This is a genomic window from Enterobacter sp. CFEC122, from assembly GCF_052983755.1.
Window position 1 is genome coordinate 41585 of record NZ_JBRIQR010000016.1, and the last position, 14283, is coordinate 55867.

The following is a 14283-nucleotide window of genomic DNA, read 5'->3' on the forward strand; positions in this document are numbered from 1 at the left end:
TCAGTCTTTTGGCTGAGGGCAATGCTTTTCCTTCCACTCTGATACCGCCTGAATCCGCCGTTTCGTCAGCTCTTCGCGAATGTCCGGGCCTTTGAATCCCGCCTCGACAACGTCCTTCGTCGGCACCGCTTTGGCTACCTCCCAGGCTTTACGCAGTAAACGTCCCTGCGGGTAGTCACAGGCTTCAAACCCGGTACGCCCGCGCACGTCAGCCTCGCTGGTGAGCGCGATCTGCTCCACGCGCTGGGGTTTGCGCCAGGCGTCGATGTTATCGAACAGCTTAACGATGGTGGCCGGTTTCAGGATCGGGAAGGTGTGGATCAGGTCGTGGAATTCGGCCACCAGTTTCGCCAGATCGCGGATTTCGTTCGGCACTCGCAGGCGCTGGCACAGCCCTTCGACGAGCTTCACCCCTGCCGGACCGTGCCCGTGGTGCCGAGGCCAGAGCTCTTTTGGCGTTAAGCCTTTGCCGAGATCGTGGCACAGGGTGGAAAAGCGCACGTCCACGTCAGGGCTGAGCATGGCCGCCATGCTCAGGGTCATCAGCGTGTGCACGCCGGTGTCAATCTCCGGATGCCATTTCGCCGGAGCCGGTACGCCAAACAGCGCGTCTATTTCCGGGAACAGCACCTTCAGGGCGCCGCAGTCGCGCAGCACCTGGAAAAAGACCTGCGGGTTACGCGTGGTGAGCGCATTCTCGGTCTCTTTCCAGACGCGCTCTGGCGTCAGGTGTTCAAGCTCGCCCGCCTCGGTCATGGCGGTCATCAGCGCCATGGTCTCATCGGCAATTCGGAAGCTGAGATGGGCGTAACGCGCGGCAAAACGCGCCACGCGCAGCACGCGGAGCGGATCTTCAGAAAACGCCGGGGAGACGTGACGTAAGAGACGGTTGCGCAGATCGTCCTGGCCGCCATAAGCGTCAAAAATCTGGCCGTGCTCGTCCTGCGCCAGCGCGTTAATGGTCAGATCGCGACGCAGGAGATCGTCCTCCAGCGTGACGTCCGGCGCGGCATAGCAGGTGAAGCCCGTATAGCCCGAACCTGACTTCCGCTCGGTACGCGCCAGGGCATACTCTTCGCGGCTTTTCGGGTGTAAAAAGACGGGAAAATCGCGGCCTACCTGCTGGTAGCCCGCGTCGAGCATCTCTTCCGGGGTGGCGCCAACCACCACCCAGTCTTTATCTTTGACCGGCAGACCTAACAACGCATCACGTACCGCACCACCGACCAGATAACTCTTCACGCCTGACACTCCCGTTTTCTCTTTTCCAGAATGATACGTAAGTCTGGCAGAGAAGACGAATTAGTTCATCCAGCGATCTTTACGTTTACGGCTTGGGATCAGGTGCGGCAGAACCAGACCCAGCACCAGACCGACGCCCAGCACGCCGCCGCCATACATAAACCACTGCATGATGATGGTGCGCTGTTTGTCATCGAGCTGCAGGTTGGCGGCATTCACTTTCTTCTGCGCGACAATCAGCTCGTTTTTCAGCTTCTGGTTCTCTTCTTTCAGGCCGTTAATCACGCCGTCGCTCTGCGCCACTTTCTGCTGCATCTCGGCGGTACGCTGGTTCCAGGTTCCGTCGATATTGTTCAGCTTGTCGGTCAGGGTTTTCACCTGATTTTCCAGATCTGGTACGCGGGTGCGCAGGCTTGGCACGGTGCTCAGCTCTTTCAGTGGGATCCAGGACGTGCGGCCAGAACTGTCGCGAACCTGACCGTAGTTGGTGTCCGCGTTGGTCTGTAACAGGGTGACTTCCTCGCCGGCATTCACCGTACCCACGAGGCGATAATTATCTCCGGGGCCACTGCGTACCCAGGTGTTCAGTTCGTCAGAAACGTAACGCTTCTCTTCAGCGTGCACTGCGGTTGCGGCGCTAAAAGCGAGTAAAGTAAGTCCAATCAGGCGTAATTTAAGCATCATTAGTCGTTATTTTCATAAATAGTGGAACGATAGTAGTGGCAACAGTGTCTCTACGCAAAGCATTCATCAGCAATCAGAATCATCTGTGTCACGACTCTACACATTTACGCCCGTCAAATTGCTCATTGCATGGCAATTTGGCGCAAAATACTATGTACTGACAAACAAATGGCGAGGAAGTTCGCCCTCATTGACGCGTCTGTGACGCCCGCAAAAGTACAAGGCTATGGCTCAGGAAATCGAATTAAAATTTATCGTCGAAAAAGACAGCGTTGACGCACTCCGCCAGCATCTGCATACGCTCTCCGGCGAACACCATGCACCAGTACAACTGCTTAATATCTATTACGAAACGCCGGATAACTGGCTACGCCGCCACGATATGGGGCTGCGCATCCGTGGCGCGAGTGGGCGCTACGAGATGACGATGAAAATTGCCGGCCGCGTGGTCGGCGGGTTACATCAGCGTCCGGAATACAATATCGACATCAGTCAGCCAGAACTTGAGCTGGAACGTTTTCCGGCGGAAGTGTGGCCGGAAGGCGAGCTGCCTGCCACGCTGGCGGAGCAGGTGCAGCCGCTGTTCAGCACCGATTTCTGGCGCGAGAAATGGCTGGTGACGGAAGGTAAAAGCCGCATCGAAATCGCCCTCGATCTGGGTGAGGTGAAGGCGGGTGAGTACCAGGAGCCGATCTGCGAACTGGAGCTTGAGCTGCTGGAAGGGGATGCAAATGACGTGCTGAAGCTGGCGCGCAGGCTGGTGAACCAGTCCGGATTGCGCCAGGGGAGCCTGAGCAAAGCCGCGCGGGGTTACCATCTGGCCGCCGGAAATGTGCCGCGCGTGCTGAAAGAGACGACCATTTTGCGCGTTGCGCCGAAAGCCAGCGTTGAGCAGGGGCTGGAAGCCGCGCTGGAGCTGGCGCTTTCTCAGTGGCAGTACCATGAAGAGCTGTGGGTACGAAATGTGAAAAACGCCAAATCCCACGTGCTGGCGGCCATTGCCCTGGTGCGCCATACCCTGACGCTCTTCGGCGGTATTGTTCCTCGCAAAGCGAGCGCTCACTTACGTGATCTGCTGACGCAAACCGAAACGCTGATGCTCTCGGACGTATCTGCGCAAACGGCGATCTACAGTCCGCAAGCCGCTTCGGCAAAACTGGCGCTGACCGAGTTTCTGGTGACGCGCGGCTGGCGCGCCTTCCTTGATGCGAAAGCCGAGGCCAAAATCGCGGAAAACTTTAAGCGTTTCGCGGACATTCATCTTTCCCGCCATGCCGCTGAACTGAAGAGCACCTTTGCGTATCCGCTCGGCGATAAGTATGGCGATCAGCTTCCCCGTCTTTCGCGCAACATCGACAGCATGCTGCTCCTTTCCGGTGCCTACGACGGGCCACAGGCGCAGGCGTGGCTGGAAAACTGGCAGGGGCTGAAGCATGCCATCGAAACCCGTCAGCATATTGAGATAGAGCATTTCCGTAACGAGGCCATTTCGCAGGAGCCGTACTGGCTGCACAGCGGAAAACGTTAACTCTGGCAAGGAACCCTTAGAATGCCGCTTTCTTCACCGTTACAGCAGCAGTGGCAGACCGTTTGCGAACGTCTGCCTGAGTCATTACCGGCGTCATCGTTAAGCGAACAGGCGAAAAGCGTGCTCGTCTTCAGTGATTTTGTGCAGGAAAGCATCGCCGTCTACCCGGACTGGCTGGCGGAGCTTGAGAACGCACCGCCGCAGGCGGACGAGTGGCGGCACTATGCCGGCTGGCTGCAGGCCGCGCTTGAAGACGTCGCGGATGAGGCGACGCTGATGCGCGTCCTGCGTCAGTTCCGCCGTCGTGTGATGGTGCGCATTGCCTGGGTGCAGGCGCTGGAACTGGTGAGTGAAGAGAGTACGTTGCAGCAGTTAAGCGAGCTGGCGCAGACGCTGATTGTCGCCGCGCGCGACTGGCTCTACGCCGCCTGCTGTAAAGAGTGGGGCACGCCGTGCAGCGAGGAAGGGGTTCCTCAGCCGCTGTTGATTCTGGGGATGGGCAAGCTGGGCGGCTGCGAGCTGAACTTTTCCTCCGATATCGACCTGATTTTCGCCTGGCCTGAGAACGGCTCCACGCGCGGCGGCCGTCGCGAGCTGGACAACGCCCAGTTCTTTACCCGCCTCGGTCAGCGTCTGATTAAGGCGCTGGATCAGCCGACGCAGGACGGCTTTGTTTACCGCGTGGACATGCGCCTGCGTCCGTTCGGCGATAGCGGGCCGCTGGTGCTGAGCTTTGCCGCGCTGGAAGACTACTACCAGGAGCAGGGGCGCGACTGGGAGCGTTACGCGATGGTCAAGGCACGGATCATGGGCGACAGCGATGACGCCTACGCCAACGAGCTGCGCGCCATGCTGCGCCCGTTCGTGTTCCGTCGCTACATCGACTTCAGCGTCATCCAGTCCCTGCGCAATATGAAAGGGATGATCGCCCGTGAGGTGCGCCGTCGCGGTCTGAAGGACAACATCAAGCTCGGCGCGGGCGGCATTCGCGAAATCGAATTTATCGTCCAGGTCTTCCAGCTGATTCGCGGCGGGCGCGAGCCATCGCTACAGTCCCGCTCGCTGCTGCCGACGCTGAGCGCCATTGAGCAGCTTCACCTGCTGCCGGACGGCGACGCGCAAACCCTGCGCGAGGCCTATCTTTTCCTGCGCCGTCTGGAAAACCTGCTGCAAAGCATCAACGACGAACAGACCCAGACCCTGCCGGCGGATGACCTTAACCGGGCGCGTCTGGCCTGGGGGATGCGCGTGGCTGACTGGTCAACGCTGACCGAACGGCTCGATGCCCATATGGCAGGCGTGCGCCGCATCTTCAACGAGCTAATCGGTGATGACGAAAGCGAATCGCAGGACGATGCCCTTTCCGAGCACTGGCGCGAGCTGTGGCAGGACGCGCTCCAGGAAGATGACACCACGCCGGTGCTGTCGCACCTAACCGACGACGCGCGCCATCGCGTGGTGGCGCTGATTGCCGATTTCCGTCTTGAGCTGAACAAGCGCGCCATTGGCCCGCGCGGCCGTCAGGTGCTGGATCACCTGATGCCGCACCTGCTGAGCGAGGTCTGCTCGCGGGCGGATGCGCCGGTGCCGCTGTCGCGCATGATGCCGCTGCTGAGCGGGATCATCACGCGCACCACGTACCTTGAGCTTTTGAGCGAGTTTCCGGGGGCGCTGAAGCACCTGATTTCCCTCTGCGCCGCCTCCCCGATGGTGGCCAACAAGCTGGCGCGCTACCCTCTGCTGCTGGATGAACTGCTCGACCCAAACACCCTGTATCAACCCACGGCGACGGATGCCTACCGTGACGAGCTGCGTCAGTATCTGCTGCGCGTGCCGGAAGAGGACGAAGAGCAGCAGCTGGAGGCGCTGCGTCAGTTTAAGCAGGCCCAGATGCTGCGCGTGGCGGCGGCGGATATCGCCGGAACGCTGCCGGTAATGAAAGTGAGCGATCACTTAACATGGCTCGCGGAAGCGATCATCGACGCGGTCGTGCAGCAGGCGTGGGTGCAGATGGTGGCCCGCTACGGCCAGCCGAAGCACCTTGCTGACCGTGAGGGGCGGGGCTTTGCCGTGGTCGGTTATGGCAAGCTCGGCGGCTGGGAGCTGGGATACAGCTCCGATCTGGATTTAATTTTCCTGCATGACTGCCCGGTCGACGTGATGACTGACGGCGAGCGCGAGATTGACGGGCGTCAGTTCTATCTGCGCCTGGCCCAGCGCATCATGCACCTGTTCAGCACCCGCACTTCGTCGGGCATTTTGTATGAAGTGGATGCCCGCCTGCGTCCGTCCGGCGCGGCGGGTATGCTGGTCACCTCAACGGAGTCCTTCGCCGATTATCAGAAGAATGAAGCCTGGACCTGGGAGCATCAGGCGCTGGTGCGCGCCCGCGTGGTGTATGGCGATCCGCAGCTCAAAACGCAGTTCGATGCCGTCCGTAAGGATGTGATGACCACCCCGCGCGAGGGCAGTACGCTGCAGACGGAAGTGCGCGAGATGCGCGAGAAAATGCGCGCGCACCTGGGTAATAAACACCGCGATCGCTTTGATATCAAAGCCGACGAGGGCGGGATTACCGATATTGAGTTCATTACCCAGTATCTGGTGCTGCTCCACGCACACGACAAGCCGAAGCTGACCCGCTGGTCGGATAACGTGCGCATTCTGGAGCTGCTGGCGCAAAACGACATTATGGACGAGCAGGAGGCGCAGGCCTTAACCCGCGCCTACACCACGCTGCGCGACGAGCTGCATCACCTGGCGCTACAGGAGCAGCCGGGGCACGTGGCGCTGGACTGTTTTGTCGCAGAGCGCGCTCAGGTAACGGCCAGCTGGCAGAAGTGGCTGGTGGAACCGTGCGTAACAAATCAAGTGTGATATTATCGCGCGCAAATTGTGAATCTTTCTGGAGTCAGGAATGAAAGTAACACTGCCAGAGTTTGAACGTGCTGGAGTAATGGTTGTTGGGGATGTGATGCTGGATCGCTACTGGTATGGGCCGACCAGCCGCATCTCTCCGGAAGCACCGGTACCGGTGGTTAAGGTCGACACCATTGAAGAGCGTCCCGGCGGCGCGGCAAACGTGGCGATGAACATAGCCTCTCTGGGCGCGCACTCGCGTCTGGTTGGCCTGACCGGTATCGACGATGCGGCGCGCGCGCTGAGCAAGTCGCTGGCGGACGTGAACGTGAAGTGTGACTTCGTTTCTGTTCCGACCCACCCGACCATCACCAAGCTGCGCGTGCTGTCACGTAACCAGCAGCTGATCCGCCTTGACTTTGAAGAAGGGTTCGAAGGCGTTGATCCCGAGCCGCTGCACGAGCGCATTAACCAGGCGTTAGGCAATATCGGCGCGCTGGTGCTGTCCGACTACGCGAAAGGCGCGCTGGCCAGCGTGCAGACGATGATCCAGCTGGCGCGTAAGGCCAGCGTACCGGTGCTGATCGACCCTAAGGGCACCGACTTTGAGCGCTATCGCGGCGCAACTCTCCTGACGCCAAACCTCTCCGAGTTTGAAGCGGTGGCGGGCAAATGCAAAACCGAGGAAGAGCTGGTTGAGCGCGGCATGAAGATCATTGCTGACTTCGAATTATCTGCGCTGCTGGTGACCCGCTCCGAGCAGGGGATGACGCTGCTGCAGCCGGGCAAGGCGCCGCTGCATATGCCAACCCAGGCGCAGGAAGTGTATGACGTGACCGGTGCCGGTGATACGGTGATCGGCGTGCTGGCAGCGACGCTGGCGGCGGGGAACTCCCTGGAAGAGGCGTGCTACTTCGCCAACGCCGCGGCAGGTGTGGTCGTCGGTAAACTCGGTACCTCAACCGTGTCCCCAATCGAGCTGGAAAACGCGGTGCGCGGCCGTGCGGATACCGGCTTTGGCGTCATGACCGAAGAGGAACTGAAAGTGGCCGTTGCTGCCGCGCGCAAGCGCGGTGAAAAAGTGGTGATGACTAACGGCGTGTTCGACATCCTGCACGCGGGCCATGTCTCTTATCTGGCGAATGCGCGAAAGCTGGGCGATCGCCTGATTGTGGCGGTGAACAGCGATGCGTCCACGAAGCGCCTGAAGGGTGAAACGCGTCCGGTGAACCCGCTTGAGCAGCGTATGATCGTGCTCGGCGCGCTGGAAGCCGTGGACTGGGTGGTGTCGTTTGAAGAAGACACGCCGCAGCGCCTGATTGCCGGTATTCTGCCGGACCTGCTGGTGAAGGGCGGGGATTACAAGCCGGAGCAAATCGCGGGTAGCGAAGAGGTCTGGGCCAACGGCGGTGAGGTGATGGTGCTCAACTTCGAGGATGGGTGTTCCACCACCAACATCATCAAGAAGATCCAGAAAGACAGTCAGTAAAAAACGGGCCTATTGGCCCGTTTTTTTATGTCGGGTGGCGGCTGCGCCTTACCCGACCTACGCGTTCATTCAGGCCCGGTAAGGCGTAGCCGCCACCGGGCTCAACAGGCCGCACTTACTCCTGGTTATCCACCGGCGGAATGGCTGGCGCTGGCTTCACTTCTTCCGGCGCATTGCGGTTTTCCAGCTCGGTCAGACGCTGTTCCAGCAGTGCCAGCTTCTCGCGGGTGCGCAGAAGAACCTGGGTCTGCACGTCAAACTCTTCGCGGCTGACGAGATCAAGGCGAACCAACTGCGCCTGCAGCGTCTGGCGGATTTTCTTCTCAACGTCATCACCAAATTCACGAATGCCTTTTGGCATAGACTCGTGAACCTGACGCGCAATTTGCTCAATTTTCTTCGGGTCAATCATTGTCGTTTCCCTTGATGAAAAGGTGTTAGTGTCCATTGTAGCGCGTCATGCCCGGGGTAAACAAAATTGTTTGATGCTTATGCATTGCCCAGGATAATCAATAGCGTTATAGTTATCTCGCTTATTCTCAGGGCGGGGCGAAATTCCCCACCGGCGGTAAATCAGCTTAACGCTGAAAGCCCGCGAGCGCTTTGGGTGAATTCTCAAAGGTCAGCAGATCCGGTGTAATTCCGGGGCCGACGGTTAGAGTCCGGATGGGAGAGAGTAACGATCCAGTCGGGCATGGGCCCGCTCACGTTATCTTTTTGCCGCTTATACGGCGCTCCTAAGACTGCCCTGATTCTGGTAACCATAATGTTAATGAGGTTTTTTTACCATGAATCAGACGCTACTTTCCTCTTTTGGCACTTCAACTCAACGTGTTGAACATGCACTGGATGCACTGCGCGAAGGCCGCGGTGTAATGGTGCTTGACGATGAAAACCGTGAAAACGAAGGCGACATGATTTTCGCCGCCGAAAACATGACCGTTGAACAGATGGCGCTGACCATCCGTCACGGCAGCGGCATCGTATGCCTGTGTATTACCGAAGATCGTCGTAAGCAGCTCGAGCTGCCGATGATGGTCGAAAACAACACCAGCGCCTTTGGTACCGGATTTACCGTGACCATTGAAGCGGCGCATGGCGTGACCACCGGTGTGTCTGCGGCTGACCGTCTGACCACCGTACGTGCCGCGATTGCTGATGATGCGAAGCCATCCGATCTGCATCGTCCAGGCCACGTCTTCCCACTGCGCGCGCAGGCGGGTGGCGTGCTGACCCGCGGCGGTCACACCGAAGCGACGATCGACCTGGTGACGCTGGCAGGCTTCAAACCTGCGGGCGTGCTGTGTGAACTGACCAACGACGACGGCACCATGGCGCGTGCGCCAGAGTGCATCACCTTCGCGCGTCTGCACAACATGCCGGTGGTAACGATTGAAGATCTGATCGAGTATCGCCAGGCGCACGAGCGCAAAGCCAGCTGAAATGGCTGATGTGAAAAAGCCGGGGAAACCCGGCTTTTTTGTCTCTAGTGGTAGTTAATTTTGAACAGCACCACCGTTTCGAACGGGCCGGACTGGATCGCTTTTCCTTCGACCGGCGACAGCTCTGCGGTGTATTGCTGCTCATGCTCAAGCGTGCTGCCCGTAAAATCCACGTATTCGTTGTAGTGGTTAAAGGTGTAGGGCTCGGTTCCGTTAAGGATCCTCAGCTTCAGGCCATTGCCTATCAGCAGTGCGGTATCGTTGGCCGTAAGCGCTTCATTTGTATAGAACGACGAGTCCATTTTGAAGCCATCTGAACATTGGGCATCCTGCACTTTCGTCGTCTTCACCGAAAAGGTCCGTTTACGCGTCTGTTGATTCACAATATCGCGTGCGCTAAAGGTGCCGAAATCAATCTCCTGGTTCTCAGGGTAAATACTGAACGTTGCCCCGCAGTCCAGAACGGTAATATTTTGCAGCCCGTTGATGTGATATTTGAGGTTTTTCGCATCCGACATCTGGTTCACGCCGCCTTTTCCGTCAAACTGGACAACGATGTAATCGCTCAGCGAGCTGACGTAGCCGTGAGGCGGCATGGCTTTAATTTTTACGTATAAGCGCAGACGAGCAATGAAGGTTCGTGAAGTGTGGATATCATCCGGGTTACCGGAACAGATACGATTTTCCCATCCCATTTGTCGGATCTGCTCGGGGGTATAAATCGTGATGTTTTGGTTGTCCAGACACTGTCGGGTATCGACGCCGTTAGGCTGGCCTTTTGCATCGTAGTCTATCCCTTCATAGGTTACGCCCAGTTCATAATAGGGATCGGAGGTTGAAGGATAAGGATTCACCCAGCCAAAAATATCCTCCGGTTGAAAGCTGCTTGTGACATTGTGGTTGCATGTCACCGGGATTTTGATGTCATCCGATTCCCAAATTTTCTCACCTGCCTGTGCATTACTGGGGATAGCAAACGGCGAGATCGTTTTAGTTTCTTCTACGGGGCCGCCCGAACCGCCCAGGTAGCAGTCGAGCGCCAGCGCTTCTCTTAAAGGCAGCACTGAGAGCAGCACTATGAACAATACGTTAGCGAGATTGCGCATCTTTTTCGATCTTCCGTTCGGTGAGCGAGCACTGTGCCGTTCCCGCGCACTGTACGTCGACCTTTTTCAGCGCGCCGTAATCGTCGATATAACCGATGCTGTAATAGTTACCGTGGTAGTCACCGGTAGAGGTTGTTGCTGTCGCGAAAGGCGCAAGCATCAGGCTGTCGAAGCCCGGCAGCATGGTTCTGGCATTCTTACTGAGCCACGCCAGCGTGATGTAGTACGGCGTCGGGTTATGTATGGTCAGCCCTTTCGCAGTAGCTGAAATTTCCATCCGCATTTCCGCCTGCTCGCCGGGTTTTTTGGTAATCGCTTTAGGGCGCCAGAACAGCTTGATCCTGCTCTGCATCGCCACCTGCATGACGCTGCGTTCATCGCTGGCGCTGGTGCTTTTCGGCGGCACTTCGCGCAGGTTGAAATAAAACAGGGATTCTCTGTCTTTCGGTAACTGACTGGTGGCCGCTTGCTTAACGATCCTGACCTGCGATGCGGAACCCGCTTCAATGCGTTGAATCGGAGGCAGCGCCATGAAATGCCTGTCTTCTTTACGGCCTTTCTCATCTTCAATCCAGGAGAGCGCCAGATAGGGCAGCGCTTTACTCTGGTTTTCAATCTTCAGGCTGCTGGCCTTGTCGCTTTCCGGAAAGACAATGCGCGTGCGGTCCAGGTTTACGGCCGCGTGAGTGGTGAATGCTGTGCCGACCAGCATCAGGCACAGGCTTTTGAGTAAGGTTAATTTCATCATGTTTTCTTACTGACATGGCAGTATCAACTGCATACTGTTTTCAAGGTGTGAAGGTAACGTGAAGCGACACTGCTGATTGTCTCCCCACGTCACGCGAAACTGTTGTTGTGGCTCTACGGCGCCGAGCCAGACGTGGCCGTCATCGGCGACCATGGCAATCTGCCGATCGTCTTCCCGCTGGCGAACAACGGCGCCCAGCGGCGGCGTGCCAGATGAAGTACGTAAGATGCCTGCGATATCATTGCCTGCACGCGTCGCGATCTGACGGTACCCGATGGCACCTTCCGTCCAGGTTGAGGTGACGACGCGGGTGTCAACGTCTACGCCATCGGGCAGGTTGTTCATATTGACCTGCACGCTGGAAGGCGAATAGCTGGAGATGGACGGTAAAACGCCAATCCCGAAGCGATTGGTTTCATCCCGCGACATGTTCAGCGGGATGTTGCCTACGCCATCGGTACTGACCATCACGCGCGGCTCGTTACCGTAGCTGCGGCGGTGCAGCGCAGCGCCTTTAGCCGTAGAGGTGAATGAACCGGTCCAACTGGCACTCAGGGAATTGTATTCGTTAGCCTTAACGCTCCCGGAGAGATTCAGGTCGCCATAAGGAGAATAATGTTGATAGTTGCCGCTCACCTGCGCGCCGGCATCTGACTTCTCGCTTTCGGTACCTGCCGAAACGCCCCAGGTGTTGTTGCGGTCTGATGTGTCATACCACGATACGTTCTGACTCAGACTGTCGCTGTTGCGCAGGTCGTAATTCAGACGATGATCGGGATCGAGCGGTACGCTCAGTGAGAGATAGAACTGCGTATCGTCGTCTTCGTCTTCGTCTTCATAGTGGGTTTTACTCCACGACACGGTGACGCCCAGATTTTTCCAGCGACCGATATCAAAGTTATAGCCTGCGGTCACGCTGCCCGTCGTGGAGGAGGAATCGTTCCACCAGGTTTGACGCAGCATGTTCACATAGAGGTTGAGCGATAGCGCCGAAATGTACTGGCTTGCCGTCACGCTGAGCGTCTGTTTTTCTGACTGCCGATCGTTATTGTCATCATCCAGAAAACGGGCGTAGCTGAGAAACTGCGGGTCGGAATAGCGATAACTGGCGAGCGTAAGCTGGCTGCCGGTGGTATCGAAACGCTTACTGTAGTTGAAACGGTAGCTGTAACCTGTCTGGCTATTCTGATTGGGCAACTGGCTGGTTGCCTGCGTCACGTCAAAAGAGAGCGCGCCCAGGTACTCCATGTTTTGACCTATTCCGGCGGCAACGGACCGGTAGCGATCGCCATCGGCGAGCGTACCGCCGTAGAGGGAGGTTTGTGACAGCATCCCCCAGGAGAATTCGCCGCTCATAAACGCGTTATCTTCAACGTCATGCGAGGCGTCTTTGCGCGCTTTTCCTGCCGCCAGCTTATAGCGAACCTGACCTTTGCGGGTTAAAAAAGGCACCGATTCCGCAGAAACCTGGAAGGTGCTTACGCGCCCATCTTCTTCTGTCACTTTGACGTCCAGCGTACCCTGTACAGACTGGTTTAGATCCTGAATAACAAACGGCCCTGGCGGAACGTTGCTTTGGTAAATGACACGGTCAGCCAGGCTAACCGTTACCGTGGCGTTAGTTTGCGCGATGCCGGTAATTTGTGGCGCGTAGCCGCGCAGCGACCATGGCAGCATGCGCTCATCGCTAATCAGGGAGGCACCGGTATAGGTGAAGGCATCAAAAATAGCGGACTGGAAATCCGTTTCACCCAGTGTGAGTTTGGCTCCGAGCGAGGGGAGAGGACGGAACATATAGAGGCGTGAAAAGCGCCCGTCATTCTCTGAACCTGCGTCGGTATGGGTTTGTGTATACTGATAATCACCGCGCAGTCGCCACGCGCCCATATTCGCGCCGGCAGTGCCATAAGTGTTGACGTTATCCGTGCTGCTGCCATCGTTCGGCTGGTAATGACTGGCAAAAAGATTGTAATCCAGTAGTACGCCCGGCACGCCGTTGTCCCAGGTTGAAGGGGGCATCCAGTCTGCGGCACGGTACTGTAACCAGGCCTGAGGTATCGTGACCTTCAGCGTCTGGCTGGATTGCTCAAAATTAAATTTAATATCCGGTTTTGATGCAAAGTCGACGCACCCGTCTTTTTCCGCCAATGCGCTACGGATATTGTCCTGCAGAGCAAATGTATCGGCCAGTTCAGGTGGAATACAGACTTGTACGCTCTTGTCTATCTCCTGCCAGCGGAGCTGCCAGCCATTTGCCAGCGGGATATCACCAATTGAAACGGTAACAAAATAGTCGCCTGGTGTGATCGATATTTGATCTTTAAAAAGAGATAAATCAACGCTGCCACGCTGATCTTTATCGATGGCATTGATGTTAAATTCGGTAGCGGAGGCAAGTTCCGCCATAAACAGGGACGTCATAATAATTATGCATTGTAATTTATATGTCATTGCCCTGTTACTCAAATAAATACATTCAACGCCGGCTGACATTAAATGCCAGCCGGTTTAATTTGAAACATGGCGTAGTTATTTATACGCCAGAATATAGTTGGCTGTAGCTTCCACCTGGCCAGCAGTCGCCGTTTTACCCGTTACCACTTCCATTAATGCTTTGAAGTGCAGCGTTTGAGTCGTTGAGCCTGCCAGCAGAGCAACCTCATTAGCAGCACCCAGCGTGATGTTGGCTTCGGCGTTATTCAGAAGACGAACGCCCACGTTCTGTGCACCACTTGCATAGGTATTGGTCATCAGACTGGTGTCGGTCGCGTCTGTCGCTGAGCTGGTAAACGTGACATCGACTTTGGTCACTGGTGTATCAGTCTAGTCGGCCGGATCGTCAAGCTGGCAGTTTTCCAGATTGATATCAACCGGAACTGCGGAAGACTTCTTGTTGGCATTGATCACGGCTGTGGTCACTTCGCCGAGATCGACTTCTTTATCAACGCTGTCTGGTGCAATGCTGCAAGGCGCATCAATAACAACGCCTTTGAATTTGATTTTTCCCGACCCCTGCTCGGCAGCAAAGGCGGAACCCGATACTGCGGCAGCGATAGTTACAGCTAATAGAATTTTTTTACCCATATACATGAAAATATCATTTTTCAAACGAATTCATACTCTGAATATAAGTTTCAAAACGCAAATGGAGTATATGGGAGGACGAAGGGGAGATGCGATTACTG

General features: G+C 56.8%; 10 protein-coding genes, 1 pseudogene and 1 riboswitch. Of the genes and pseudogenes, 4 read left to right on the forward strand and 7 right to left on the reverse strand.

Features of this window, described 5'->3' with window-relative positions; translation table 11 throughout:
• Nucleotides 1-1242, reverse strand: a complete 1242-nt coding sequence (locus tag ACVCAM_RS13085; RefSeq protein ID WP_407223653.1) for a multifunctional CCA addition/repair protein — start codon at nucleotides 1240-1242, stop codon at nucleotides 1-3.
• A gap of 60 nt (nucleotides 1243-1302) precedes the next feature.
• Complete coding sequence (locus ACVCAM_RS13090) at nucleotides 1303-1923, reverse strand: TIGR04211 family SH3 domain-containing protein (RefSeq protein WP_025912514.1); 621 nt, start codon at nucleotides 1921-1923, stop codon at nucleotides 1303-1305.
• A gap of 229 nt (nucleotides 1924-2152) precedes the next feature.
• Here ACVCAM_RS13090 and ACVCAM_RS13095 point away from each other — a divergent pair, with 229 nt between their 5' ends.
• The 3 genes from ACVCAM_RS13095 to hldE are packed head-to-tail and all read left to right on the forward strand — an operon-like array spanning nucleotide 2153 to nucleotide 7802.
• Entirely contained in the window at nucleotides 2153-3454 is a 1302-nt protein-coding gene (locus ACVCAM_RS13095; protein ID WP_063435592.1) for a CYTH domain-containing protein, read from the forward strand.
• A gap of 21 nt (nucleotides 3455-3475) precedes the next feature.
• Entirely contained in the window at nucleotides 3476-6331 is a 2856-nt protein-coding gene (gene glnE, locus ACVCAM_RS13100; protein WP_407223652.1) for a bifunctional [glutamate--ammonia ligase]-adenylyl-L-tyrosine phosphorylase/[glutamate--ammonia-ligase] adenylyltransferase, read from the forward strand.
• 40 nt (nucleotides 6332-6371) lie between these two features.
• Nucleotides 6372-7802, forward strand: coding sequence for a bifunctional D-glycero-beta-D-manno-heptose-7-phosphate kinase/D-glycero-beta-D-manno-heptose 1-phosphate adenylyltransferase HldE (gene hldE, locus ACVCAM_RS13105; protein WP_008502962.1), 1431 nt, complete (start codon nucleotides 6372-6374; stop codon nucleotides 7800-7802).
• 115 nt (nucleotides 7803-7917) lie between these two features.
• Here hldE and ubiK read toward each other — a convergent pair whose 3' ends face one another.
• Nucleotides 7918-8214 carry a ubiquinone biosynthesis accessory factor UbiK gene (ubiK, locus tag ACVCAM_RS13110; RefSeq protein WP_008502963.1) on the reverse strand — a complete coding sequence of 99 codons (297 nt, stop codon included), beginning with the start codon at nucleotides 8212-8214 and terminating at the stop codon, nucleotides 7918-7920.
• 119 nt (nucleotides 8215-8333) lie between these two features.
• Nucleotides 8334-8484, forward strand: a riboswitch (FMN riboswitch).
• Between the two features lie 106 nt (nucleotides 8485-8590).
• Between ubiK and ribB the strand changes: the two genes are divergently transcribed.
• Complete coding sequence (gene ribB / locus ACVCAM_RS13115) at nucleotides 8591-9244, forward strand: 3,4-dihydroxy-2-butanone-4-phosphate synthase (protein ID WP_008502964.1); 654 nt, start codon at nucleotides 8591-8593, stop codon at nucleotides 9242-9244.
• Between the two features lie 44 nt (nucleotides 9245-9288).
• Here the strand turns inward: ribB and ACVCAM_RS13120 are convergent, their stop codons facing one another.
• The 4 genes and pseudogenes from ACVCAM_RS13120 to ACVCAM_RS13135 all read right to left on the reverse strand — a co-directional run bounded on the left by ACVCAM_RS13120 (nucleotide 9289) and on the right by ACVCAM_RS13135 (nucleotide 14188).
• Entirely contained in the window at nucleotides 9289-10350 is a 1062-nt protein-coding gene (locus tag ACVCAM_RS13120) for a type 1 fimbrial protein (protein WP_021242314.1), read from the reverse strand.
• On the reverse strand, nucleotides 10334-11095 hold the full coding sequence (locus ACVCAM_RS13125; RefSeq protein ID WP_032635379.1) for a fimbrial biogenesis chaperone: 762 nt from the start codon (nucleotides 11093-11095) through the stop codon (nucleotides 10334-10336). The genes ACVCAM_RS13120 and ACVCAM_RS13125 overlap by 17 nt, the downstream gene beginning before the upstream one ends.
• A 9-nt stretch (nucleotides 11096-11104) precedes the next feature.
• Nucleotides 11105-13549 (reverse strand): fimbria/pilus outer membrane usher protein, encoded by a 2445-nt coding sequence (locus ACVCAM_RS13130; RefSeq protein WP_407223651.1) that lies wholly within the window; start codon nucleotides 13547-13549, stop codon nucleotides 11105-11107.
• 78 nt (nucleotides 13550-13627) lie between these two features.
• Nucleotides 13628-14188, reverse strand: a pseudogene (locus tag ACVCAM_RS13135) (fimbrial protein).
• Nucleotides 14189-14283 lie beyond the last annotated feature (95 nt).